This window comes from Alteripontixanthobacter maritimus (genome assembly GCF_003340475.1).
GTDB classification, from domain to species: Bacteria; Pseudomonadota; Alphaproteobacteria; order Sphingomonadales; family Sphingomonadaceae; genus Alteripontixanthobacter; species Alteripontixanthobacter maritimus.
In genome coordinates this window covers 1,795,225-1,816,709 of the sequence record NZ_QBKA01000002.1, presented here as the reverse complement: position 1 = coordinate 1,816,709, position 21,485 = coordinate 1,795,225, and the positions used below count along the sequence as shown (strand labels likewise).

Annotated in this window: 21 protein-coding genes and 2 tRNA genes; 9 read left to right on the top strand and 14 right to left on the bottom strand. The window is 61.4% G+C overall.

The features are described from left to right. Positions 1-3 precede the first annotated feature (3 nt). From HME9302_RS09050 to HME9302_RS09040, 3 genes are all read left to right on the top strand, one after another. Positions 4-516 carry a DUF192 domain-containing protein gene (locus HME9302_RS09050; protein ID WP_115366747.1) on the top strand — a complete coding sequence of 171 codons (513 nt, stop codon included), beginning with the start codon at positions 4-6 and terminating at the stop codon, positions 514-516. Positions 517-592: 76 nt separating this feature from the next. Beyond that, positions 593-991 (top strand): NADH:ubiquinone oxidoreductase subunit NDUFA12, encoded by a 399-nt coding sequence (locus tag HME9302_RS09045; protein ID WP_115366746.1) that lies wholly within the window; start codon positions 593-595, stop codon positions 989-991. A gap of 2 nt (positions 992-993) precedes the next feature. Beyond that, positions 994-1,557: a DUF2155 domain-containing protein gene (locus HME9302_RS09040; RefSeq protein ID WP_147270796.1), complete on the top strand. Its 564-nt coding sequence runs from the start codon at positions 994-996 to the stop codon at positions 1,555-1,557. Here the strand turns inward: HME9302_RS09040 and aat are convergent. Continuing rightward, positions 1,443-2,174 carry a leucyl/phenylalanyl-tRNA--protein transferase gene (gene aat / locus HME9302_RS09035; protein ID WP_115366745.1) on the bottom strand — a complete coding sequence of 244 codons (732 nt, stop codon included), beginning with the start codon at positions 2,172-2,174 and terminating at the stop codon, positions 1,443-1,445. The genes HME9302_RS09040 and aat overlap by 115 nt on opposite strands. 157 nt (positions 2,175-2,331) lie before the next feature. Between aat and HME9302_RS09030 the strand changes: the two genes are divergently transcribed. Then, positions 2,332-2,407: transfer RNA gene (locus HME9302_RS09030), tRNA-Trp, on the top strand. Positions 2,408-2,908: 501 nt separating this feature from the next. Here HME9302_RS09030 and HME9302_RS09025 read toward each other — a convergent pair. After that, positions 2,909-4,447 (bottom strand): alanine/glycine:cation symporter family protein, encoded by a 1,539-nt coding sequence (locus tag HME9302_RS09025; RefSeq protein WP_115366744.1) that lies wholly within the window; start codon positions 4,445-4,447, stop codon positions 2,909-2,911. A gap of 337 nt (positions 4,448-4,784) precedes the next feature. On the opposite strand from HME9302_RS09025, the gene secE reads away from it, so the two are divergent. Together secE and nusG are read left to right on the top strand one after the other, a co-directional pair. Next, positions 4,785-5,030 (top strand): preprotein translocase subunit SecE, encoded by a 246-nt coding sequence (secE, locus tag HME9302_RS09015; protein WP_115366742.1) that lies wholly within the window; start codon positions 4,785-4,787, stop codon positions 5,028-5,030. A gap of 48 nt (positions 5,031-5,078) precedes the next feature. Then, positions 5,079-5,615, top strand: a complete 537-nt coding sequence (nusG, locus tag HME9302_RS09010; RefSeq protein ID WP_115366741.1) for a transcription termination/antitermination protein NusG — start codon at positions 5,079-5,081, stop codon at positions 5,613-5,615. 34 nt (positions 5,616-5,649) lie between these two features. On the opposite strand, the gene HME9302_RS09005 is transcribed toward nusG, so the two are convergent. Both HME9302_RS09005 and HME9302_RS13300 read right to left on the bottom strand, forming a co-directional pair. Continuing rightward, on the bottom strand, positions 5,650-7,014 hold the full coding sequence (locus HME9302_RS09005) for an amidohydrolase family protein (RefSeq protein ID WP_181815723.1): 1,365 nt from the start codon (positions 7,012-7,014) through the stop codon (positions 5,650-5,652). A gap of 110 nt (positions 7,015-7,124) precedes the next feature. Continuing rightward, complete coding sequence (locus HME9302_RS13300) at positions 7,125-7,640, bottom strand: LytTR family DNA-binding domain-containing protein (RefSeq protein ID WP_181815722.1); 516 nt, start codon at positions 7,638-7,640, stop codon at positions 7,125-7,127. Between the two features lie 637 nt (positions 7,641-8,277). On the opposite strand from HME9302_RS13300, the gene rplK reads away from it, so the two are divergent. Both rplK and rplA read left to right on the top strand, forming a co-directional pair. Continuing rightward, on the top strand, positions 8,278-8,709 hold the full coding sequence (rplK, locus tag HME9302_RS08995; RefSeq protein ID WP_115366738.1) for a 50S ribosomal protein L11: 432 nt from the start codon (positions 8,278-8,280) through the stop codon (positions 8,707-8,709). 4 nt (positions 8,710-8,713) lie between these two features. Beyond that, positions 8,714-9,412 carry a 50S ribosomal protein L1 gene (gene rplA, locus HME9302_RS08990; RefSeq protein ID WP_115366737.1) on the top strand — a complete coding sequence of 233 codons (699 nt, stop codon included), beginning with the start codon at positions 8,714-8,716 and terminating at the stop codon, positions 9,410-9,412. A gap of 265 nt (positions 9,413-9,677) precedes the next feature. On the opposite strand, the gene HME9302_RS08985 is transcribed toward rplA, so the two are convergent. The 10 genes from HME9302_RS08985 to HME9302_RS08940 all read right to left on the bottom strand — a co-directional run bounded on the left by HME9302_RS08985 (position 9,678) and on the right by HME9302_RS08940 (position 20,896). Continuing rightward, entirely contained in the window at positions 9,678-10,652 is a 975-nt protein-coding gene (locus tag HME9302_RS08985; RefSeq protein ID WP_115366736.1) for a polysaccharide deacetylase family protein, read from the bottom strand. Positions 10,653-10,718: 66 nt separating this feature from the next. Next, a complete protein-coding gene (locus tag HME9302_RS08980) occupies positions 10,719-11,480 on the bottom strand; it encodes a competence/damage-inducible protein A (protein WP_115366735.1) in 762 nt (253 codons plus the stop codon). Positions 11,481-11,537: 57 nt separating this feature from the next. Continuing rightward, a complete protein-coding gene (locus tag HME9302_RS08975; RefSeq protein WP_115366734.1) occupies positions 11,538-13,064 on the bottom strand; it encodes a flavin-containing monooxygenase in 1,527 nt (508 codons plus the stop codon). 55 nt (positions 13,065-13,119) lie between these two features. After that, entirely contained in the window at positions 13,120-14,262 is a 1,143-nt protein-coding gene (locus tag HME9302_RS08970; RefSeq protein ID WP_115366733.1) for an acyl-CoA dehydrogenase family protein, read from the bottom strand. Positions 14,263-14,272: 10 nt separating this feature from the next. After that, positions 14,273-15,421 (bottom strand): CaiB/BaiF CoA transferase family protein, encoded by a 1,149-nt coding sequence (locus tag HME9302_RS08965; protein WP_115366732.1) that lies wholly within the window; start codon positions 15,419-15,421, stop codon positions 14,273-14,275. Positions 15,422-15,426: 5 nt separating this feature from the next. Next, positions 15,427-16,203, bottom strand: coding sequence for a crotonase/enoyl-CoA hydratase family protein (locus HME9302_RS08960; protein ID WP_115366731.1), 777 nt, complete (start codon positions 16,201-16,203; stop codon positions 15,427-15,429). Positions 16,204-16,299: 96 nt separating this feature from the next. After that, positions 16,300-18,180: an ABC-F family ATP-binding cassette domain-containing protein gene (locus HME9302_RS08955; RefSeq protein ID WP_115366730.1), complete on the bottom strand. Its 1,881-nt coding sequence runs from the start codon at positions 18,178-18,180 to the stop codon at positions 16,300-16,302. 392 nt (positions 18,181-18,572) lie between these two features. Beyond that, positions 18,573-18,648 (bottom strand) — tRNA-Thr (locus HME9302_RS08950). 26 nt (positions 18,649-18,674) lie between these two features. Further along, on the bottom strand, positions 18,675-19,559 hold the full coding sequence (locus tag HME9302_RS08945; protein WP_115367622.1) for a hypothetical protein: 885 nt from the start codon (positions 19,557-19,559) through the stop codon (positions 18,675-18,677). Positions 19,560-19,567: 8 nt separating this feature from the next. After that, complete coding sequence (locus tag HME9302_RS08940) at positions 19,568-20,896, bottom strand: replication-associated recombination protein A (protein ID WP_115367621.1); 1,329 nt, start codon at positions 20,894-20,896, stop codon at positions 19,568-19,570. 98 nt (positions 20,897-20,994) lie between these two features. Here HME9302_RS08940 and HME9302_RS08935 point away from each other — a divergent pair, with 98 nt between their 5' ends. Beyond that, a complete protein-coding gene (locus HME9302_RS08935; RefSeq protein ID WP_115366729.1) occupies positions 20,995-21,468 on the top strand; it encodes a hypothetical protein in 474 nt (157 codons plus the stop codon). Positions 21,469-21,485 lie beyond the last annotated feature (17 nt).

Sequence of the window (21,485 nt, the reverse complement as noted above, 5' to 3'; positions counted from 1 at the left end):
GTTATGATCAAAGCTGTATCCATCCCCGGCAAGACCCTGGCAGCTATCGCAGCCTGCCTGGCGCTTGCGGCGTGTTCCACCCAACCTTCGCCTGCTGCCACTCCGGTAGAGGATGTTGCGGTTTCCGATACCGCCCATCCGGTTTCCGGCCTGAAAGTCATTCCGCTCACCGTGACGAACCGGAACACGGTCCATCAATTCAGGGTGGAGTTGGCAGATACTGCGGAAGAACAGGCAAAGGGCCTGATGTTCCGCACCGAACTTGGCCCGAACGAAGGAATGCTGTTCCCATCCGAAACGCCGACTGTGCGCAGTTTTTGGATGAAGAACACACCTCTGCCGCTGGATATCATTTTCGTAGGGACCGATGGGCGGATCAACAACATCGCGGCCAACACCGTGCCCTATTCCACCGAGTCGGTTACATCTGTCGGTTTGGCCAGCGCCGTTCTGGAACTTGCCGGCGGCCGCGCCGCCGAACTGGGCATAGAACCCGGCGACAAGGTGGAATGGTAGGTACGCAGCAGTGCGGCGGGTCGCGTGACCAACCAAACTCTTGGCGCACCGGGTGCAATCCGCTAACCGCGCAGCCATGAGCTTTCTCGGCAAGATATTCACCTGGTGGGATGGTGCCACTTTCGGCACCATGCTCGACACATCACGCAATGGCGAGAAGGTCGGTACGGACGCGCAGGGCAACGCCTATTTCCGCGCAAGCAAGCGGCACGGGGACGGCCGCGAACGGCGCTGGGTCATCTATGAAGGCGCCAACGATTCCAGCCGCGTGCCGCCCGAATGGCATGGCTGGCTGCACGGCAGTTTCGACGATGTGCCCGAAAGCCATCTTCCGCCAGCCAGGATCTGGGAAACCGAACACACGCCGAACGCCACTGGCACGGATGCCGCCTATCGCCCGCAAGGTGCGCTGGAGCGGGGCGGGAAACGCGCCCGCGCGGTCGGTGATTACGAAGCGTGGACCCCGGACAGCTGACGATGCGTACCGGTGGCTTTTCAATTCTGGCGTTGGTTTGCGGTCTGGCTTTGGCCGGGTGCAACAGCGACGCGCCCGACCCGCAGCCCCGCGCGACCGAAGTGCCAGAGGATATCGCCCGTCAGAACGGCGCGCCCGCCACTGCGGTGGAACAGGTGGAAGGCGCCACCCCGATGGCGGAGCGCGTTGCCACCATCGGGCTGATCAACAAGCGCAACAACATTACCCAGGACTTCGAAATGTCGCCGGGCGATTCGGTCCGGTCGGGCGATGTCATCATTCGCCTCTCCGCCTGCGAACGCCACGCGCCGTGGGAACGTCCGCAGCAAACAGGCGCATTCGTACAGGTGCTTGTCAACCGCTCGGCCGATTCCGACGACGAATGGCAGCGCGTCTTTTCCGGCTGGCTGTTCAAGGAAAGCCCCAGCGTCAACGTGGTGGAGCACCCGATTTACGACGTGTGGGTCAAGGACTGCGCGATGAGCTTCCCTGGCGAAGCGAGGCCTGCATCGCCTTCGGACGAGGCTGACGACGATGAGGACGCTTCTGCCAATAGCGAGGCGTAAGCTTCGGGTAGGCTGGCCGAGGGCGGTCCGCCCGCCTGCCGCACTTGGTTCACGTAATGCGCCTGAGGCATTTCCGCCGCGCCCAACGACGCCAGATGATCGGTCATGAACTGGCAGTCCAGCAGCCCGAAACCTGCCCGGCGCATCAGGGCGACAAGCCATGCCAGCGCAACCTTGCTGGCATTGTCGGCGCGGGTGAACATGCTTTCGCCGCAGAACACCCGGTCGAACGACACGCCATACAGCCCGCCCACCAGCTCGCCATCCTGCCAGCATTCCAGCGAATGGGCGTGTCCCGCGCGATGGAGGTCCTGATAGCTGTCCATGATCCGCTGACTGATCCAGCTTTCGGAATGGTCGGGGCGGGGGGCTGCGCAATGCGCCATGACCTGCGCAAATGCGGTATCGATCCTGACGTCGAACCGGTCCTGCCGTAATGCCTTGCGAAGGCTGGATGACAGGCGGAACCCGCCAAGCGGCAAAACCGCCCGCTCGCGCGGCTCCACCCAGAACACCTCAGGATCGTCGCGTCCGTCGGACATCGGAAATACCCCGCTGCGATAGGCGAGCAGCAGCGTTTCGACGGGAATCGGCGGCGGCGTTACGACCGCGTGCATACAGGGCCAATCCCGCGCGCCAGCGATGTTGCAAAAGTGAAAGTCATGTCGTCGAAGGTCATGCCGGTTTTGTGGCGTGTGACAAGACCGGCCGCAACGTTCTTGCCAAGCTTTCAGCCTGCCTGTAGATGCCGCGTCCATAGCGGGATGCCGCTGCAGGAGTGTAGCTCAGTTGGTAGAGCATCGGTCTCCAAAACCGAGGGCCCACGGTTCGAGTCCGTGCACTCCTGCCATCTTTCCCGACCGCCCCCGCCGCTATCGTTCCCCCGGTCTTCCCGAAAGCCAAGGCTTCTGACCGAACGGATTTTTCGGAAGCCTGCGTCTTGTCTTAACCAATTGACGCAGTGCAGGTTCGAGTATCACCTGCCCCCCGATTAACCATTTGCAAACATTTTGTCGGGAACCGGTTCGGTGAAGCGTGCGTTTATGTCGTTCAACCGTGGCCAGATAATGGGAGTTTGTATATGTCGTCCGTATCCTTCCGTAGCAGCCGGCCCGATGGATGGGTCCAGCCGCGCCCGTATAGCGATGCGTCCTATCGCATGATGAAATACGGCAAGATCCAGCCGATGGAAAAGCCGGGCCTTATGGCGCGCTTCTTCGGCCGGAGATCGGCGTAAATAGAGCAGGCGTTGCTGGTTGGCGCAACGTGGCCAACTAACCGACCTGATTGCTAAAGTTACAGAACCACCCGGTCGCCGAGATGGCGACCGGGTGTTTTTCGTTGCAGCGCCTTAATATTCTTCGGGCTCTTCCGGCGTATCGGCATGGTGATCGGCGCCTGCGGTACGGTCCCCGCGAGACAGGGCGAACACCACTCCCGACAGCAATGCGAGCGCGAGGAGGTTCGGCAATGCCATTGCAGCATTGGCGATGTCTCCCAGCCGCCAGACCAGCGTCAGGTCGAGTGTGGAACCCAGATAGATCACCACGCACCACAGCACGCGCCAGATCATGTGCAGCACCTTCTCGCCGCCGCGGGTGGAGCCCGGCACGCGGTCGTAGATGAAGGTAATCGCCCGCTCCCCATAATAGCTCCAGGTGAGCAGGGTGGTGAAGACGAACAGGATCAGCGCGATCGACGCGATCAATGTGCCGATGGGCACACCGATGACCTCGAATGGAAACGCTGCGGCAAACGCGCCGCTGGTCATGGCGAAGCCTTCCAGATCGGAATTCCACGCATGAGCCACAGCCTCGCCGCCGGCGGTGAAGTCGCCTTGCACGGTCAGCATCACCAGCGCGGTCATGGTGCAGATCACGATGGTATCGATGAACGTTCCCAGCATGGCCATGCGGCCCTGCGATTCCGGATCGTTCGTCTGCGCCACGGCGTGGGCGATCGGGGTCGAACCCTGGCCCGCCTCGTTCGAGAACAGCCCGCGCGCAACGCCGGCACGGATCGCCAGCATGATGGCCGCCCCGGCAAAGCCGCCGGTCGCCGCCTGCGGATTGAACGCGCCGTCGAAAATCAGGCCGAAAGTGGCGGGCAGATCGCTAAAGTTCAGGATCAGCGCCAGCACCGCCATCACGATATAGGCAGCGGCCATGAACGGGATGATCTTTTCCGCCACGCTACCGATGGACTTGATCCCGCCGATGATGACGATGAAGACGAGGATCGCGGTGACCAGCCCGCCGATCCATTCCTCGATCCCGAACAGTTCGTTCATGCCGTCCGCAATCGCGTTGGCCTGGATCGAATTGCCGGTAACTAGTGCGGAGAACAGCGTGCCGAGGCAGAACAGGATGGCGAGCCAGGTCCATTTCTTGCCAAGGCCCATCATGATGTAGGTCATCGGGCCGCCGCGATAGACGCCGTCGGACGTTTTCTCGCGGTAGCGGATGGCCAGCGACCCTTCGGCAAAAGCAAGCGCCATGCCCACCAGAGCGGTGATCCACATCCAGAAGATCGCACCCGGCCCGCCCAGCGCGATAGCCGTAGCCACACCTGCCAGATTACCGGTGCCTACTTGACCCGACAACGCGGTGGACAGTGCTGCGAATGGAGAAATTTCGCCTTGCCCCGCGCTCTTGCGGCCGGCGAACAAGCCTTTGAAAGCACTGAACAGGTTGCGGATGGGGTAGAACCGCAGCCCGATCATGATCCACATGCCGATCCCTAACAGGATAAGGGTCATGGGCGGGATCGGTTGCCCGCCGATGGAGAGCCAGCCCAGTGCCTCGCCATTCCAGGTTCCGCCCCAGATGAAGTCGGAAACGTTGGTGACGCGGTCGATCAGACTGACCTGTGCAGCGGTATCGGTGGCCATGATGTGTCGGTTCCCCCTCAGGAATGCGCGTTTGCCGCGCCCGTTATGCTATTGTGTGGTCGTTGGCGCGCGACGCTAGGCAATCATTGCACGAAGCGCCAGCGCGAATTGCAGGCTCGCAGCATAGCGCGCATCGCAGCCAGCGAAGGGGCTGCGCCGCCTCTGCACGCCTTCCGTTCCGCCAAGCGCATACTTGCTTTTGCCGCACCGCGCGCCTAGATGCATCGCCGTCTTTCCGACATATGGAAAATCTCCCAGCCCCTCCCGGACTTGCACCGGGGCGGCGATGGGCCCATCCTGGAAGGCACGCGAAATTGTAAGTTTAAGGATACGGCACATGGCCGACGACAGAAACGCAGCCAAACCGCCTGCTTCCGCAGCGCCTGCAAAGACGCGCACCTCGCCCGGCGAATTTATCCGGCAGGTTCGGACAGAAGCATCCAAGGTGGTCTGGCCCACGCGGCAGGAAACCATCACGACCGCGATTTTCGTCGGCATTCTGACCGTTATCCTGTCACTGTTCTTCCTCGGCATCGATTCGGTCTTCGGCAATGTGGTCGAATGGCTGCTGACGCTCGCGTAACGAAACCCGCCCGACTTCCCGATTATTTCAAGGACTGACGCACACCCCATGGCACGCTGGTACATCATCCACGCCTATTCCGGTTTCGAGAACAAGGTGCGCGACACGATCATATCCGAGGCGGAACGCCTGGGCCTGTCCGACGGTGTGGAAGAGGTCGAAGTGCCGACCGAAACTATCACCGAAGTGAAGCGCGGCAAGAAGGTGCAGGTCGAACGCAAGTTCATGCCCGGCTACGTGCTGGCCAAGCTGCGACTGACCGACGACGTCTATCACCTCGTCAAGAACACCCCGAAGGTCAGCGGTTTTCTCGGCTCCGGCAACAAGCCACAGGCCATTTCCGACGCGGAGGCTGCGCGTTACTTCGGCGGCGTCGAAGAAGCCAAATCCGCGCCCAAGAAACAGATCAGCGTCGACTATGAAATTGGCGATCAGGTCAAGGTACTGGACGGTCCGTTCGCCAGCTTCAACGGCCTCGTCGAGGAACTCGATTTCGACAAGCAGAAGGTCAAGGTTTCAGTCAGCATCTTCGGCCGCGCCACCCCGGTGGAACTGGACTTCGAACAGGTCGAATTGATGAAGTGACGGGGCGGGGCAGTGCGGCAATCAGCCGTGTGCCCTATTCCTTCTCAGCAGAGTCGCGGCGTTCTTTTTGCAAACGTTGCACCCGGGCGGCTAGTCCAGCATCGATAGCGGCACGGTCATGCCAGTTTCCCGCTACCATCGCGCCAAGCGGCTCGCGCAGGACCGCAAGATCGACATGAGGATCAGCCCGAAGCAGAACGAGGTCCGCCTGCGCGTTCTCGCTTATCACACCCATACGGCCTTCTTGTCCCATGAAGCGCGCTGCATCGACCGTTGCGATCCGCAAGATCTCTGTGTTGGTAAACCCGGCTTTGGCAAAACCTTCCAGTTCATCATGAATGGCGAAGCCGGGTGTGACGAAGGGGTTGGGGCCATCCGTACCGATTAGCACGCCTGCGCCCGCCTCATAGAGCGCTCGCACGAATGCGCCTTTTTTGCGTAGCTGCGCCTCGTAATATGGCTGATTTCCGGCAAAGCTGGCTGCCATATTCGCCCAATAATCCGCCCACATCGGCAGATAGACGGCTTCGGCCCGCGCAAAATACGCGTCCGGATCGGCCGAATTGATCCGCCCGTAAGTGATGGCGAAAGTCGGCACATTCCAAGTCCCCGCGTTTACGGTTTCCGCGATAAGCGCGGCAAACTTTTCCCGGTCCGAATTGGCCCACATGATCGGCGCCGGTCGTTCAGCATCGGTAGTAAAACCGTCTTGCAGCAGGGCGCGGGCATAACCATCGAGATGTTCTATTGAGTCGACTTTCAGCGCGAGCACATCTTGCACGGTCATGGCACGGGGTACGTGGGAGAATACACGCATGCCCTGCGTTCTGGCCTCCGCCACGGCAGCTCGAAAGGTTTCGGATGGCAGTCCTTCATATAGTTTCACGGCATCGAAACCGGCGCGACCCTGCGCCCGCACCGCTCCGACTGCCTGATCGGTACTTTCGACGCGAATGAAAAAGTCCCGTAGACTTGGCTTTCCCCAATCGATTATCGGCGCGCTGGTGAATACCCGTGGAGCTAGCAGCGCTCCGTTTCGCGCCGCCTCGTCGCGGCGGATCGTGGCAACGCTGCCAGTCAGATTACGTACGAAGGTTGTGCTGTTGGCTAGGTAGAGGGGCCCCATATCATCGGCGTAATAATGGACATGCATATCAGCGAGACCAGGCATCAGGAACGCGCCGGCACCATCGATCCGTCGGCCTGCAAAATCGTCCGGCAGCTGACCTTCTGCGACCGCCGTAATTCTGCCGCCGGATGTGATGACATGACCGCTGTCGATAATGTCGCGATCATTCATTGTAATGATGGAGACATTGTCGAATGCGATGGGTTCGGCTTTCAGGGACGACGCGAAAGCCAACATTAGGAAAAATACGATAATTTGAATGAGGCGCATGATTGTCTCCAGCAGGAATCGTGGCGGCAGTCTGCTGCAAGCGAAACCGGAGCCGTTCAATTTTCCGCGAACGAACATTCAGCGGCGCTCAACGTACATTATGGCATGGGTCAGATCGCGCTTTCCCGCAGCAGGCGCGTGCCGGATCGCGATGTGATGACCGCGTTGCCATTCATCAGATGGAGCGTGGTGCGGCCGTTCCCTGCCGGTTCGCTGCGGACGATCGCACCGAACCGCACGATGTGTGACCGGTGCGCGCGGAAGAACAAGTTTTCGGGCAGACGCGCTTCGATCTGCGCAAGCGACGAAGTGGTGAGGATGGACCGCTCGGCTAGAACGACTTCGATGTACTCGTCAGCGCCAGAAACTCTTATAATTTCATCGAAGCCGACGGAACTGTGTTCGCTGCCCTCCTTCACAATCAGGTTGGTGGCCGTGACTCGTTCGCTTTTGCCAAACAACGCTTCCTGCACACGCACTCGCGTAGCCAGTTCCGCTGCCAGACTGGCCATGGCAACCACGGTGTATAGGAGCAATCCCTGAAAAAGCTGCCAGATCAATGCGATCGGTACAAATGGACGAACTATGAAACCGTTCTGGACCCATCCGCTGGGTAGATCGCGCATGACAATGATTCCCAGATACCACCCGAACGAAAAGGCGAGCGCGAGCGGGACTTGCACTGCACTCACAACAACGAGCGAACGGTGCCAAACCTGCGTACGCAACAAAGCATGTGCGCCAAAGATAAGCGGTATTGCCGGAAAGACGTTGTACGCCGCCCGCCACAAGGTAGTGTGAAACGGTTCACCGCGAGTGAGCGCGAAAACCAGGAGGTAGCTTGAAAACAGGGCCCCGAGACCAAGAAGGGTGAGCAACCGCGCAGCCGGTAGCGGCGCTGGCGAAGCGCTAGTTTGCACAACCTTGTCCTGCCTCATCGCCCTCTCCGCTTTGGGTGTGTGTCCGCGTCGTTTGGCAGAATGGTTCGGCGGCGGCATCGTGGCAAGGATTGCGTTACCGTTTTTCCGAACGAGCAGATAAGTGCGGCAGCGAACCTCCTATTTCCGCGAACAGCCGTACGTACGGGCAGCGCGCGTTGCGCCGGCTATTGCTTGCCTTTTCCGGAAAGACGGGTATGTGCCCGCTTCCCCGAGCCTTGGTTCGGATAACCTGCGCGGGAGGCTGGCTTCGGCTCGCTGCTTGACCGCTTAACATGAGGTGCGCCCGTTGCGGCGTGCCGACAGTGAGAAAAGGAGGCCTTTCATGGCCAAGAAGATTGACGGCTATATCAAGCTGCAGGTGCCTGCGGGCACTGCCAACCCGTCCCCGCCCATTGGTCCTGCATTGGGCCAGCGCGGCGTAAATATCATGGAATTCTGCAAGGCCTTCAACGCCGCCACGCAGGACCTGGAAAAGAACGCGCCGATCCCCACCGTCATCACGGTGTTCGCCGACCGGTCCTTCACCTTCGTAACCAAGACGCCGCCGGCATCCTATTACATCAAGAAAGCCGCGAAGCTGAAGTCGGGTTCGAAAGAGCCGGGCAAGGTTGTCGCAGGCTCCATTACGCAGGCACAGGTGAAGGAAATCGCCGAAGCCAAGATGGTGGACTTGAACGCAAACGATATCGACCAGGCCATGAAGATCATCGAAGGCTCCGTGCGTTCGATGGGCCTCGAAGTGGTGGGGGGCTGAACCGATGGCTAACGTAACGAAAAAGCGCAAGGCGATCACCGAGAAGGTCGACGCCGACAAGCTGTACTCCTTCGACGAGGCGCTGGCCCTGCTGCGGGAATTCAAGGCTGCGAAGATGGATGAAACCCTCGAAGTCGCCATGAACCTCGGCATCGATCCGCGTCACGCCGATCAGCAGGTGCGCGGCATGCTGTCGCTGCCCTCCGGTTCGGGCAAGGATGTGAAGGTTGCGGTCTTCGCTCGCGGCGACAATGCCGACAAGGCGACTGCTGCGGGTGCCGACAAGGTTGGCGCTGAAGACCTGATGGAAGACATGCAGGCCGGTAATCTCGATTACGACCGCGTGATCGCCACGCCCGACATGATGGGCGTCGTCGGACGTTTGGGCAAGGTGCTCGGTCCCAAGGGCCTGATGCCGAACCCCAAGCTGGGTACGGTCACGCCGAATGTGGAGCAGGCCGTCAAGGACGCCAAGGGCGGCCAGATCGAATACCGCGCCGAGAAAATGGGCATTATCCATAGCGGTATCGGCAAGATGAGCTTTACTGACCAGGCGCTGAAGGACAATTTCGAAGCGCTGACCGGCGCGGTCATCAAGGCCAAGCCAAGCGGTTCCAAAGGTAAGTACGTCAAGAAGGTCTCCCTCACCTCGACTATGGGTCCGGGCCTGAAGATCGACATGTCGGAAGCCGAAGGGGCGTAATTAGTTTGGACCCTCAAACGCCGGGCGCTCGCATCCGCTCGCTTGGCTTCCTCGCATAAGCTCGGGCGGCCGTTCGGCCTTTGGTTTGCTGGTCGCAAACGGGACTAGTGAAGCGCTAGACGTGGAGCACACGGTTCCTGGTGACGGCAGTCCAGCGTGCGACTGCACGCCGGCCGGCAGGCCGGAAGCCTAAAGGAGCGAATGCGAGCGCCGGCGTTTGAGGCCAAAAAAACAAGGGCCGGGGGAAACCTCGGCCCTTCTTGCGTCAACCGCGGCCGTAGAGAATATTGCCTGCCAGCTGCTCTGCCACCCGCAAGCCGGTGCGAACCTCGCTATGGGGAAGGACCGGCCGGGGACCGCCTGCGCGGGCAACTTGCGGCGGATCATCGGCATAGGTGCCGGTGGTGACCCCCTGCATCCGGGCGATGCCTGCACAGAATCGTTCGAAGCGGCGCTTCACGATGCGGTTGATGGTGCTGCGATCGCGGCTCAGCAGTTCGAAACTGTGTGATACCACGGTGAAGCTTGCCGCCCCTCCATCGCGTGCCGTCCGGATGGCAGCAAGCAGCTCCCACGCCGAGAGAGCGGTGACCTGCGCATGGCGGAGTGACCTACCGAAGCTCCTGATGCAGCCGACCGGAACTTCGATCGCACCGGCATGATTGACCGTGCGTTGGTCGTCCGCGCCCAGTGAGATTGAGCAATCGCCATCCGGAATGGCGGGGCTATGGCTGGTGTCGTATCGAAGGCCGGCCCAGCGCAACGCCCGCAAGGTATCGTCATTTGCGCCGTAATTCCCAGCCCGGAACGCAACCGGGGTAGGCGCGCCAGCCTCAAGCAGAATGCGCCGTCCATAGCGCAGGATTTCCAGCTGATCGTCATAGCTGAAATCGGCCATATTGCGGCCCGTCCGATCGTCGAGAAACGACAGATTACCGGCAATTTCCAACCATTCGGTGTGGATGTGAAGCTGCACGTCATGGCCGCGGCCGACGATCGGTTGCACGATGTCGGCAATCGCCTTTGTGCCCCACAGCAGAGCGGGCAGAGGATCGACGAAGAACACGCCTTTCAACCCATGCGCGTCCATCACATCCATCTGGTATTCGATACCGACCGCCCCGCCGGGCGTTTCACAGGCGATGGAACGCGCGTAATTGTCCGCCTGTCCGCCGCCTGCCGCAGCAATAGCCAAAGCGGCTGAGTATTCGGTGTCGATGGTGATGTAGACTTTGGTCATGGCGCAAACGCCGTGCGGCTCCGTTGACGGGAACCTGCGATATAGGCCGTGCGGGTTAAAGGACCGTCAAATACCGCCCGGCGTGAAGTCGTACCCGGCCGCGCTCAGCCCGTCGCACAGCGTATGCATGCAGCTGTCCAAATCCCCCGCATCGGTTGATCGGATTACGAAATTCGCGCCGACCCGGCCTTCGCGAAAGAATGGGTAGCTGCCGATCTGGCAAGCCTCGTGCGCCCGCTCCACCGTACGCAGCAGGTCGGCAACTTCGCTTTCGGCGACCCAGCAACCGACCGTTTCGGCCAGCAAGGGCGCACCGCCTTCCAGCTCGCCAGTCAGCGCGTCGAGCATTCCTGCGGTGATATGCGGGACGCCTGCCATCAAGAAGATATTACCAAGCCGGATGCCGGGCGCGCCGGACATGCGATTGGGGATCAACTCTGCCCCGGCAGGCACACGCGCCATGCGCAGACGCCCTTCGTTCAGCCCGCCCTTGTCGGCATAATACCGTTCGAGGATGGTGCGCGCCTCCGGGTGAATCACTACGTCCACGCCCAGCGCTGTCGCCACCGCATCCACAGTAATATCGTCATGGGTAGGCCCGATGCCGCCGGTCGTGAACAGGTAGTCGTTTGCGGGCCTAAGGGCGTTTACCGCGCCAACGATCTGCTCCTCAATATCGGCAACCACGCGCACTTCGACGAGGCGGATACCCTGCACCTGCAGCCAACTGGCAATCTGTGCGATGTTCTTGTCGTGGGTGCGGCCGGATAGGATCTCGTCCCCGATCACGATTAAGGCGGCGGTGTAGATACGGGCGGGGTCGGTCATCGGTCGATGGGTAGGCGAAGCGGACCCGATAGGAAAGCGGGAACGCAGCGCGCGGGCCTACTCTGCAGGCTCCAGCGTTTCGTCCGCGCTCACACGCCTGAATTCGAGCAAACCATCGTCGATGGGGCTTTCCTTCATCTGGCGCTTGTCCTTGCGATATTCCTGATTGAGCCGCCACGGGAAGCCAACTGCGTTCTTAGGCATGATGTGCTTGGATCGCTGGATATATCCTGATGAGAAGTCGAAGATATCGTCCTCTTCCAGCGCTGCCTCGTTCTGCGGAGTGAGCACCGGCACGGCAATCTGGCTGCCGGTTTCTTCCATCCGGTTGAGCACGCGGCACACGTAATCGGAATTGATGTCCGCCCGCAACGTCCAGCTGGCGTTCAAATATCCGAACACCACTGCCAGATTAGGAAGGTTGGAGAACATGCAGCCCTTGTAATAGAACCGGTCTTCGAATTTTACGGGTTCCCCGTCCTGCCGTACGTCGATCTTGCCCGCCATGGCCAGCGTCAGCCCGGTGGCGGTAACGACAATATCGGCCTTCAGCTCCTTGCCGGAACGCAGTTGTACGCCAGTGGGTGTGAAGCGATCGATCTGGTCGGTCACGATGCTGGCCTTGCCCGCGTTCATCGCCTCGAAAAGATCGTCGTCCGGCACCAAGCAAAGCCGCTGGTCCCACGGATCGTAAGGCGGCGTGAAGGCCTTTTCGTCGTAATTCTTGCCGAGTGACTTAGTGATCCGCTTGGTCAGCGCGTCCTTCACCTTTTGCGGCTTGTTGCGCGCCATCTTGAAGCTGAAATCCTGCATCGCCACGTTTTTCCAACGCGTGATGCGGTAGGCCAGTTCTTCAGGCAGCACCTTGCGCAGAAAATTGGCCACGCCATCTTTCGCCGGGCGGCTGAACATCCAAGTCGGGGTGCGTTGCAGCATGGTCACGTGAGCGGCGGATTTGTCGCCCAGTGCCATGGACGGCACGATGGTGACGGCGGTCGCGCCCGAACCCACAACGACGATCCGCTTGCCCGAATAATCGAGATGTTCCGGCCAGAATTGCGGGTGCAAGACCTCGCCCTCGAAGCTTTCGATACCGGGCAGCTGCGCGTCATAGGGTTCGTCGTAATCATAATAGCCGCTGGCGAGGTAGAACCAACGTGCGGTCAGCGTGCTGCGTTCGCCATCGTCGGTTTGGGTGGTGACGGTCCATAGCGCGGTATCGCTGTCGAAGTCGGCGGTCAGGACTTTCTGGCCGAACCGGATGTGCCGGCGGATGTCGCGTTCGTCTACGATGCGGTCGAGATATTCCAGGATGGCGGGACCATCCGCGATGGTCTTTTCATGTTTCCAGGGTTCGAACTCGAAGCCGAGCGTGTGCATGTCGCTATCCGAACGCACGCCGGGATAGCGGAACAGATCCCATGTCCCGCCAATGCTTTCGCGCCGTTCGAGCAGGGCGAAGCTGCGGCCCGGGCACTTCATCCGCATATGCGCCGCCATGCCGATGCCGGACAGGCCCGCGCCCACGATCGCGACATCTATGTCCGGCCGCGGGGTGTCTGCTGATGCTGTTGCGGTGGCCATAATGCTATCCCTTGCTGACACCAATGTAAGTAATTGGCGCTTGAATTTCCACCCGTCAGATTGCGCGGCTGATGACTTCCTTCATGATCTCGCTGGTGCCGCCGTAGATCCGGCTGACCCGCGCATCGCGCCATAGCCGGGCAATGGCATATTCGTTCATGTACCCCGCGCCGCCATGCAGCTGGAGCGAGGTGTCCATGGCATCCCAGCCCTTCTCGGTGTGCCACAGCTTCGATACGCTGGCTTCCGCCGTGGTCAGCTCGCCCTTCAAATGGCGCAGGATGCACCAGTCGAGATGCGCCCAGCCAACCTGCAATTCCGCCGCCATATCCGCCAGCGTGAATTTGGTGTTCTGAAATTCGAACACGGTCTTCCCAAACGCCTTGCGGTCCTTGGTAAACGTCACCGCTTCATCGAAAGCACGCTGCATGCCGGCCTGGCAGCCGATGGCGATCGAGAGGCGTTCCTGCGGCAATTCCTCCATCAGATGCACGAACCCGCGCCCTTCGCCGCCGAGCAGGTTTTCCGCCGGCACGCGCACGTCGTCGAAGAACAGCTCACTGGTATCGGCGGCGTGCTGGCCGATCTTGTCGAGATTGCGGCCTTTCTGGAAACCCGGCGTGTCGGCATCCACCAGCAGCAGGCTGGTGCCTTTCGCGCCCGCTTCGGGATCGGTCTTCGCCACCACGATCACGCAATCGGCGTTCTGGCCGTTGGTGATGTAGGTCTTGGACCCGTTGATGATAAAATCGCTGCCATCGCGCTTCGCCGTGGTGCGGATGCCTTGCAGGTCGCTGCCTGCCCCCGGTTCGGTCATGGCGATGGCGGTAATCACGTCGCCGGTGATCATGCCGGGCAGATATTTCGCGCGCTGATCCTCGGTGCCGAGCCGTTCGAAGTAATTACAAGTGATGTCGTTCTGGAGTGTGAAGCCCGCGCTCGATCCGAGATAAGCGAGTTCTTCATTGATAACGGCGTTGAACCCGAAATCGAGGCCGAGGCCACCATTTTCTTCGCTGATCGTGGGGCATAACATGCCTGCCTCGCCCAATGCGTGCCATGCCTCGCGCCCGACAATGCCTTCCGCTTCATGCTTGTCGAGATGCGGAGCCATGTGTTCATCGAACACTTTGCGCACGGTATCGCGGAAAGCCTCGTGGTCGTCGGTGTAACAGATGCGTTTGCTGGTATCGAGCATGGTGCGTCCTTCAGGAAATGGTGCCAGCGTCTCTGAGCGCGGCGATGTCGGCATCGCCCATGTCGAGCGAGGCCAGAATTTCATCCGTATCGTCGCCCGGCAGTGGGGCGGGGCGCGGAGTGGCGGTGGGCGTAACGGAGAAGCGCGGGGCAGGTGCGGGCTGCGGATCGCCTGCCACTTGGACAAAGCTTTCGCGCGCCACATTATGCGGATGCGCCGCTGCCTCGGTCATGGTCAGGACCGGTGCGAAGCAGACATCGGTATGCTCCATGATGCTGCACCATTCATCGCGGGTCTTGCGTTTGAAAACCTCGGTCAGTCGGTCCTTCAGTTCGGGCCATTTCGCGCGGTCGTGCTGTGCCTTGAAGTCGGGATCGTCCGACAGTCCCGTCAGTTCCAGCAGTTGCGCATAGAATTGCGGTTCGATGCTGCCGATGGAGACGAATTTGCCATCGGCAGTTTCATAAGTGTCGTAGAAATGCGCGCCGGTATCGAGCATGTTGGTACCCACATCCTCGCTCCACACGCCCATGTTCTTCATGCCGTGGATCATGCCCATCAGGAGGCCGGTGCCTTCCGTCATGGCGGCGTCGATCACCTGGCCCTTCGCACCGTTTTTCACGGCCAGCAGCGCCGCGACCATCCCGAAAGCGAGCATCATCCCGCCCCCGCCGAAATCGCCGACCATGTTGATCGGCGGCGTGGGTTTCTCACCAGCGCGACCGAAATGCGCCAGTGCACCGCCCAGCGCGATATAGTTGATGTCGTGCCCGGCGGCCTGGGCATATGGGCCGGTCTGCCCCCAGCCGGTCATCCGGCCGTAGACGAGATCGGGATTGTCGCCGAGCAGCTCATCGGGGCCAAGGCCGAGCCGCTCCATGACGCCGGGGCGGAAGCCTTCGATAATCCCGTCCGAGCTGGCGCAGATTTTGCGCGCGAGTGCCACGCCTTCAGCCGACTTCAGGTTCAGCGCGATGGATTTGCGGCCCCGCGCCAGAACGTCTTTGGTCGAAAGCGGGGTCGATCCGCCGCGCCCGCCGCTCGCGCGATCGATGCGGATGACTTCGGCGCCGTGATCGGCCAACATCATGCCGCAGAACGGCCCCGGCCCGATGCCGGCGAATTCCACGATGCGAATGCCGTCGAGCGCGCCGTTCATCTGCGTTACTTCCCGGTCCAGTTCGGCTTCCGCTTCTCGGCGAAGGCCTTGCTGCCTTCCTGCGCGTCGGGCGACATGAACACTTCCGGCAGCAGCTTGGCCTGGCGCGTGTAACGCTCGTCGCGCGGCCAGGACCGCGATTCGTCCATGATCTGTTTCGACACGCGCACCGCGATTGGGCCATTCGCCGTGATCGAGCGGGCGAGTTCCATGGCTGCATCCATCACCGAACCATCGGTAACGCGGTTGACCAGTCCCAGATCATAGGCGCGCTGGGCGTCAATGAAATCGCCGGTCAGCGCCAGCTCCATCGCCACCTTGTGCGGGATGAGGTCGGGCAACACCATCAGACCGCCCGCTGCCGCCGCGAGCCCGCGCTTCGCTTCCGGAATACCGAATTTCGCGCCCGAATGCGCCACCACCAGATCGCAGGCGATCATCAGTTCCAGACCGCCTGCCAGCGCATATCCTTCGACGGCAGCGATCAGCGGCTTGACCGGCTTCTTCTCGGTCAGACCGCCAAAACCGCGCCCTTCGACGCTGGGGCTTTCGCCGCGCAGGAAGCCTTTCAGATCCATGCCGGAACAGAAGGTGCCGCCGGCGCCGGTTAAGATGGCGACGCGCAGATCGTCTTCGCTGTCGAGCCGGTCGAGCGCCGCCGCGATGCCCTCTGCCGCCGCCTTGTTCATCGCGTTTCTGGCGTCGGGTCGGTTGATGGTGATGATCAGAACGCCGTCATCCACACGGGTGGTCAGTTCTTCGGTGGTGCTGTTTTCAGCCATACGGGCAACTCCCATTGCGATTCGAAACCTGTTTTCTGCAATCAGTGCTGGCGACTGCCGATGAACGGGTCAAGGGCGGGCGGGTTTGCGCGATGGTCAAACGGTCTCCAGCTTCTCGCTCAGCGTCATCCATTCCGCCTCCGCCTCTTCCAGTTTCGCGGCGTGTTTGGCTCGTTCAGCGAGCAAGTCGCTCATCGAGAATTTGGTGAGAGCGGGTGGAGCCTTGTCGGGTTCATACATAGCCGTGTCGATCAGGGTGCAATGCGCCTGCGCGTCCGCCATCGATTTTTCCACGCGGGTGAGATCGGCCTTGATCTGCCGCGCCGCGGCGCGCGCCTTGCCTGACTTCTTGCCGCCGGTCTTGCCTTTGCCTTTGCCCGCCTTGCCCTTCGCCCCGTCGGCAGTGCCGCCCTGGTTCCGGCCCAGCACGAAGTCGATATAGTCTTCCATGCTGCCTTGATAGGGCTGCGCCAGTCCATCATCGACCAGCACCAGCCGATCCGCCGTCAGCTCAACCATATGCCGGTCATGGCTGATGAGGATAACCGCGCCGGTATAATCGTTGAGTGCCTGCACCAGCGCCTCGCGCGCATCCACGTCGAGGTGGTTGGTCGGCTCGTCCAGAATCAGCAGATGCGGCGCATCGCGCGTTACCAGCGCCAGCGCCAACCGTGCACGTTCCCCGCCGGACAATTTGCCGACCGGTTGCAATGCACGATCGCCGGAAAAGCCGAAGCGGCCGAGCTGCGCGCGTACCGCGCCGGGCTTGGTGCCTTCCATCGCGCGGGTCATGTGTTCCAGCGGAGTGGCGTCGCCTTCCAGCTCCTCCACCTGATACTGCGTGAAATACCCGACCTTCATTTTCGGCGAGGCGTTCATTGCACCGTCCATAGTGGGAAGCTGGGCCGCCAGCAGCCGCGCCAGCGTCGTCTTGCCGTTCCCGTTGCGCCCGAGCAGCGCGATACGGTCATCCGGGTCGATCCTCAGGTTGAGCCGTTTCAGCACCGGCGTATCTTCCAGATAGCCGACCGCCGCCATGTCGAGTGTAATCATCGGCGGCTTGAGTTCCGCCGGATCGGGAAAGTTGAAGCTTAGCGTCGGGTCGTCGATCAGAGCCGCGATCGGCTGCATCTTGGCCAGCATTTTGGCGCGCGACTGTGCTTGCTTGGCAGTGGAGGCGCGGGCGCTGTTCTTCGCCACATAATCCTGCAATCGCTTTCGCTGCGCATCCTGCGATGCCTGAGCCGATGCGATCTGCGCGGCTCGCTCGGCGCGTTGCCGTTCAAAACTGTCGTAGCCGCCGGGATACAGCGTCATCTTGCCGCCCTGCAGATGCAGGATGTGGTCCACCACCTTGTTCAGCAGATCGCGCTCGTGGCTGATAACCACCAGCGTGGCGGGGTAGGATTTGAGGAAATTTTCCAGCCAAAGCGTGGCTTCCAGATCGAGGTGGTTCGACGGTTCATCCAGCAACAGGATGTCCGGCTGCGAAAACAGCACCGCCGCCAGCGCCACGCGCATCCGCCAGCCACCAGAAAAGCTTTCGATGGACTGCGCCTGCATCGCCTCGTCAAAGCCGAGCCCATCGAGGATGATCGCCGCGCGGGCAGGCGCGCTGTAGGCGTCAATGGCGAGCAGGCGTTCGTGTACATCGCCCAGCCTCTGCGGTTCGGTGCAGGTTTCGGATTCCTCCATCAGTGCGGCGCGTTCGGTGTCGGCGGCCAGCACAAGTTCGGCAGGCGTTGCATTGCCCGCCGGTGCCTCCTGCGCGATGTAGCCAATGCGCGCACGCTTTGGTTTACTGACGCTGCCTTCGTCGGGCTCGATCTCGCCGATCATGGCCTTCATCAGCGTAGATTTGCCCGCACCATTGCGCCCAATCAGCCCCACGCGCCCGCCCTGCGGGATGGAGGCCTGCGCACGGTCAAGAATAACGCGGCCGCCAAGCCGCACGGTAACACCATCGATTGTAAGCATGGATGGGTGCTTAGCATTGCGCTTGTGGTGCGGGTAGGGGGTGATTGGTGGGTGGTGCGGATTTGGGGAGGTGGCGCGTTTCAGTCGCTTTTTTGTTTGGGGCCCTGTGGGCGGAAACCATCCGGGCGTTTTTGTTTAGACCCTCAAACGCCGGGCGCTCGCATTCGCTCGCTTGGCTTCCTCGCATAAGCTCGGGCGCGCGTTCGCGCTTGCGGTCCGCTGGTCGCGGACCGAACTTGCGCTACGCTATTGAAGTAGCACCCGGTTCCAGGTCACGGCAGTCATAGGCCCAAAGGGCCGCCCGCAGCGCGAAGCGCGAGGATAGCCTAAGGGAGCGCATGCGACCGCCGGCGCTTGAGGCTGAACAAATGAACCATTTTGCGAGAGCAAAATGGTGCCGGCTAGAGGATTCGAACCCCTGGCCCCCTGATTACAAATCAGGTGCTCTACCAACTGAGCTAAGCCGGCACGTTGTGTCCGCCGCGCCCTTTGCGTCAAACTACGCCGAAGGTCCAGCCCTCGGTTCGGGCAATTTGCGGAGTAAGGCCTTCTGGTTGCCATCTTGTCGGATCCTGCGCGACGTGGCGCAGCCATGCGGCGGTGAGAAGAGCATCGGAACTGTGATCGTCCACCGCGCCATGTCCCGCGGCGGGCGGCGAGCCGAATGCAGCCAGCGCATGTGCCAGCGCTGCGTGGTCGCGCATCTTGCTGCGGCCGACCGAACGCCCAGCTTCTCTCGCCGCAAGCGCAGTGTAAATCTCGACGATGACGGAGCCGGTCGCAGGCAGCGGATCGATTGGCCAGACCGGCACCGCGCCGCTCAATGCGTGCAACACCCGCATGCCAGTCAGGCTGGATTTGCCCACCTGCGCCGCGCCCACGAGATTGAAATTGCTGTAGGGTTTGCACCCCTGCGCTGCTTGCGCGTGTTCGGTGACGCGGAAGCGTCCTTTGCCATGTTCGGCCCCGTCACAGCGGAATTTCGCGCCTTCGCGCCCGCCATGACGGCGGAAGAATGGACTCAGATCGGGGTGATCGACCAGGCTGGCGGCGCCGTGATGGGGATCGCCGGCGCAGATTTGATCGATTATCGCCCACAATGCTTTGGCGTCAGCGGGACCGTCCGCCCAGCCGGGAAAATACGCGCCGCAATCGGCGAAGGGCAGGGCGATGCCGAGGTCCATGCCTACCAGAGTATCCGCCGGCAAATCGCGCAGGATTGCCAGCACTTCGGCGCGCGACCACTTGCGCCCGCGCTCCACCAGCACGGGCGGTCCGCCCCTTTCATCGCAGACCGCAAGCGCAATCCCCGCATGGCGTTCCCCGGCCGCGCCCGACCAGTCGATGGCCAGGAATTGCCGAAAGCGCCGCGTTCTCATCACAGGCGTCACTCGCGCGTTCCGCGCAGCTTGTTCCAATAGGCAATCCGTTCGGCGATCTTGCGTTCGAAGCCGCGTTCCACGGGCGTGTAATAGGTCTGCGGCGTCATTTCTTCCGGCCAGTAATCGTCGCCCGAAAACCCGCCTTCCGCATCGTGATCGTAAGTGTATCCCTTGCCGTATCCGACATCCTTCATCAGCTTGGTCGGCGCGTTGACGATGTTCATAGGCGGCATCAGGCTGCCGGTGTCCTTGGCGCTGCGAAAGGCGGCCTTTTGCGCCTTATAGACCGCGTTCGATTTCGGCGCGGTGGCAAGATAGAGGCAGGCCTGCACTAGTGCCAACTCGCCTTCGGGACTGCCGAGAAATTCATAGGCATCCTTCGCCGCCATGCACTGCGTCAAGGCAGCCGGATCGGCCAGCCCGATATCCTCCACCGCCATCCGCACCAGCCGCCGGGCGAGGAACAATGGCTCTTCACCCGCCACCAGCATCCGCGCCATGTAATACAGCGCCGCCTGCGGATCGGACCCGCGCACCGCCTTGTGCAGCGCGGAAATCAGATTGTAATGCCCCTCGCGGTCCTTGTCGTACACCGCCACGCGGCGCTGTAGAAACGCGCCGAGCGCTGCCGGGTCGAGCGTGTCCGTCAGCTTCGCATTATAGAGCGTTTCCGCCTGGTTGAGCAGGAAGCGGCCATCGCCATCGGCACTGGCGACCAGCGCGTCGCGTGCCTCGTCCGTTAGGGGCAAGGGACCTTGCAACGCTTCCGCCCGCGCCAGCAATTTCTCCAGCGCAGCGGCATCCAGCCGGTGCAGGATCAGCACTTGCGCGCGGCTGAGAAGCGCGGCGTTCAGTTCGAAGCTGGGATTCTCGGTCGTCGCGCCCACCAGCGTGACTGTGCCGCGTTCGACGAACGGCAGGAAACCGTCCTGCTGGGCGCGGTTGAAGCGGTGGATCTCATCCACGAACAACAATGTACGCCCGCCGTTCCCAGAAACAGCCTGGGCAGCGCGGTCAGCCTCTGCAAAGGCTTTCTTCAAATCCGCCACGCCCGAAAATACCGCGCTGACTGCATGGTACCGCATCCCCACTTCGGCGGCGAGCAGGCGGGCGATGCTGGTCTTGCCGGTGCCCGGCGGCCCCCACAGGACCATGGAGGACAACCGGCCTGCCGCCACCATGCGTCCGATTGCGCCCTCCGGCCCGGTCAGGTGCTCTTGGCCGATAATCTCGGCAAGATTTTCCGGTCGCAGCCGGTCGGCCAGCGGTGCATCCGGACCAGCGGACCGGGGCATGATATTGTCGGGAACGTCGTCGGCAAACAGATCGACCATGTGCGCCAGATAGGGGCGCTGGACAGTTTTTTCCATGCACGCCGTCTGCAAAAATGATAGATCTTGTCTGCGTTCGAAACTTTGGGAGAGGTAGCGAAATGAAACATAGCGAACAAAGGCGGCTTGGTACGAAAAGGACGCCGTGGCACCTGTGGGTAATCGGTCTGGTTTCCCTGCTGTTCAACGCCTTCGGTGCGAACGATTATCTCCAGTCTCAATTGCGCAACCGCGACTACATCGCATCGATGACTGGCAATTACGACATTTCGGTCGACCAGATGCTGGCCTATCTTGGTGGCTTCCCGGTATGGGCGGAAGCCGGCTGGGCGTTTGGCGTGTGGGGCGCGGTGCTGGGATCCTTGCTGTTGCTGTTGCGCAGCCGGTTCGCGTTTTATGCGTTCATCGTCGCTCTGGCCGGTCTGCTGGTGACGACCATTTACCAGTTTTCGGGGGCAATGCCCGATGCGCTTGGCGGGCCGGGACAAATGATCTTTGCAGCGATTATCTGGGCAGTGACGCTGGGCCTAGCCTGGTATGCGCGCCGAATGACGACAGCGGGCGTACTACGATAGGATAAGCCGATCCGGAT

What these genes read in the sequence shown, in the direction of transcription:
- HME9302_RS09040 (WP_147270796.1), top strand. Translation starts at nt 994, where the DNA reads ATGCGTACCGGTGGCTTTTCAATTCTGGCGTTGGTTTGCGGTCTGGCT.
- HME9302_RS08945 (WP_115367622.1), bottom strand. Translation starts at nt 19,559, where the DNA reads ATGAGAACGCGGCGCTTTCGGCAATTCCTGGCCATCGACTGGTCGGGC.
- HME9302_RS08975 (WP_115366734.1), bottom strand. Translation starts at nt 13,064, where the DNA reads ATGGCCACCGCAACAGCATCAGCAGACACCCCGCGGCCGGACATAGAT.
- HME9302_RS08940 (WP_115367621.1), bottom strand. Translation starts at nt 20,896, where the DNA reads ATGGTCGATCTGTTTGCCGACGACGTTCCCGACAATATCATGCCCCGG.
- HME9302_RS09005 (WP_181815723.1), bottom strand. Translation starts at nt 7,014, where the DNA reads ATGCGCCTCATTCAAATTATCGTATTTTTCCTAATGTTGGCTTTCGCG.
- HME9302_RS09045 (WP_115366746.1), top strand. Translation starts at nt 593, where the DNA reads ATGAGCTTTCTCGGCAAGATATTCACCTGGTGGGATGGTGCCACTTTC.
- rplK (WP_115366738.1), top strand. Translation starts at nt 8,278, where the DNA reads ATGGCCAAGAAGATTGACGGCTATATCAAGCTGCAGGTGCCTGCGGGC.
- HME9302_RS08960 (WP_115366731.1), bottom strand. Translation starts at nt 16,203, where the DNA reads ATGGCTGAAAACAGCACCACCGAAGAACTGACCACCCGTGTGGATGAC.
- HME9302_RS08955 (WP_115366730.1), bottom strand. Translation starts at nt 18,180, where the DNA reads ATGCTTACAATCGATGGTGTTACCGTGCGGCTTGGCGGCCGCGTTATT.
- secE (WP_115366742.1), top strand. Translation starts at nt 4,785, where the DNA reads ATGGCCGACGACAGAAACGCAGCCAAACCGCCTGCTTCCGCAGCGCCT.
- HME9302_RS08935 (WP_115366729.1), top strand. Translation starts at nt 20,995, where the DNA reads ATGAAACATAGCGAACAAAGGCGGCTTGGTACGAAAAGGACGCCGTGG.
- rplA (WP_115366737.1), top strand. Translation starts at nt 8,714, where the DNA reads ATGGCTAACGTAACGAAAAAGCGCAAGGCGATCACCGAGAAGGTCGAC.
- HME9302_RS09050 (WP_115366747.1), top strand. Translation starts at nt 4, where the DNA reads ATGATCAAAGCTGTATCCATCCCCGGCAAGACCCTGGCAGCTATCGCA.
- aat (WP_115366745.1), bottom strand. Translation starts at nt 2,174, where the DNA reads ATGCACGCGGTCGTAACGCCGCCGCCGATTCCCGTCGAAACGCTGCTG.
- HME9302_RS08980 (WP_115366735.1), bottom strand. Translation starts at nt 11,480, where the DNA reads ATGACCGACCCCGCCCGTATCTACACCGCCGCCTTAATCGTGATCGGG.
- HME9302_RS08965 (WP_115366732.1), bottom strand. Translation starts at nt 15,421, where the DNA reads ATGAACGGCGCGCTCGACGGCATTCGCATCGTGGAATTCGCCGGCATC.
- HME9302_RS09025 (WP_115366744.1), bottom strand. Translation starts at nt 4,447, where the DNA reads ATGGCCACCGATACCGCTGCACAGGTCAGTCTGATCGACCGCGTCACC.
- HME9302_RS08970 (WP_115366733.1), bottom strand. Translation starts at nt 14,262, where the DNA reads ATGCTCGATACCAGCAAACGCATCTGTTACACCGACGACCACGAGGCT.
- nusG (WP_115366741.1), top strand. Translation starts at nt 5,079, where the DNA reads ATGGCACGCTGGTACATCATCCACGCCTATTCCGGTTTCGAGAACAAG.
- HME9302_RS13300 (WP_181815722.1), bottom strand. Translation starts at nt 7,640, where the DNA reads ATGCGCGATCTACCCAGCGGATGGGTCCAGAACGGTTTCATAGTTCGT.
- HME9302_RS08985 (WP_115366736.1), bottom strand. Translation starts at nt 10,652, where the DNA reads ATGACCAAAGTCTACATCACCATCGACACCGAATACTCAGCCGCTTTG.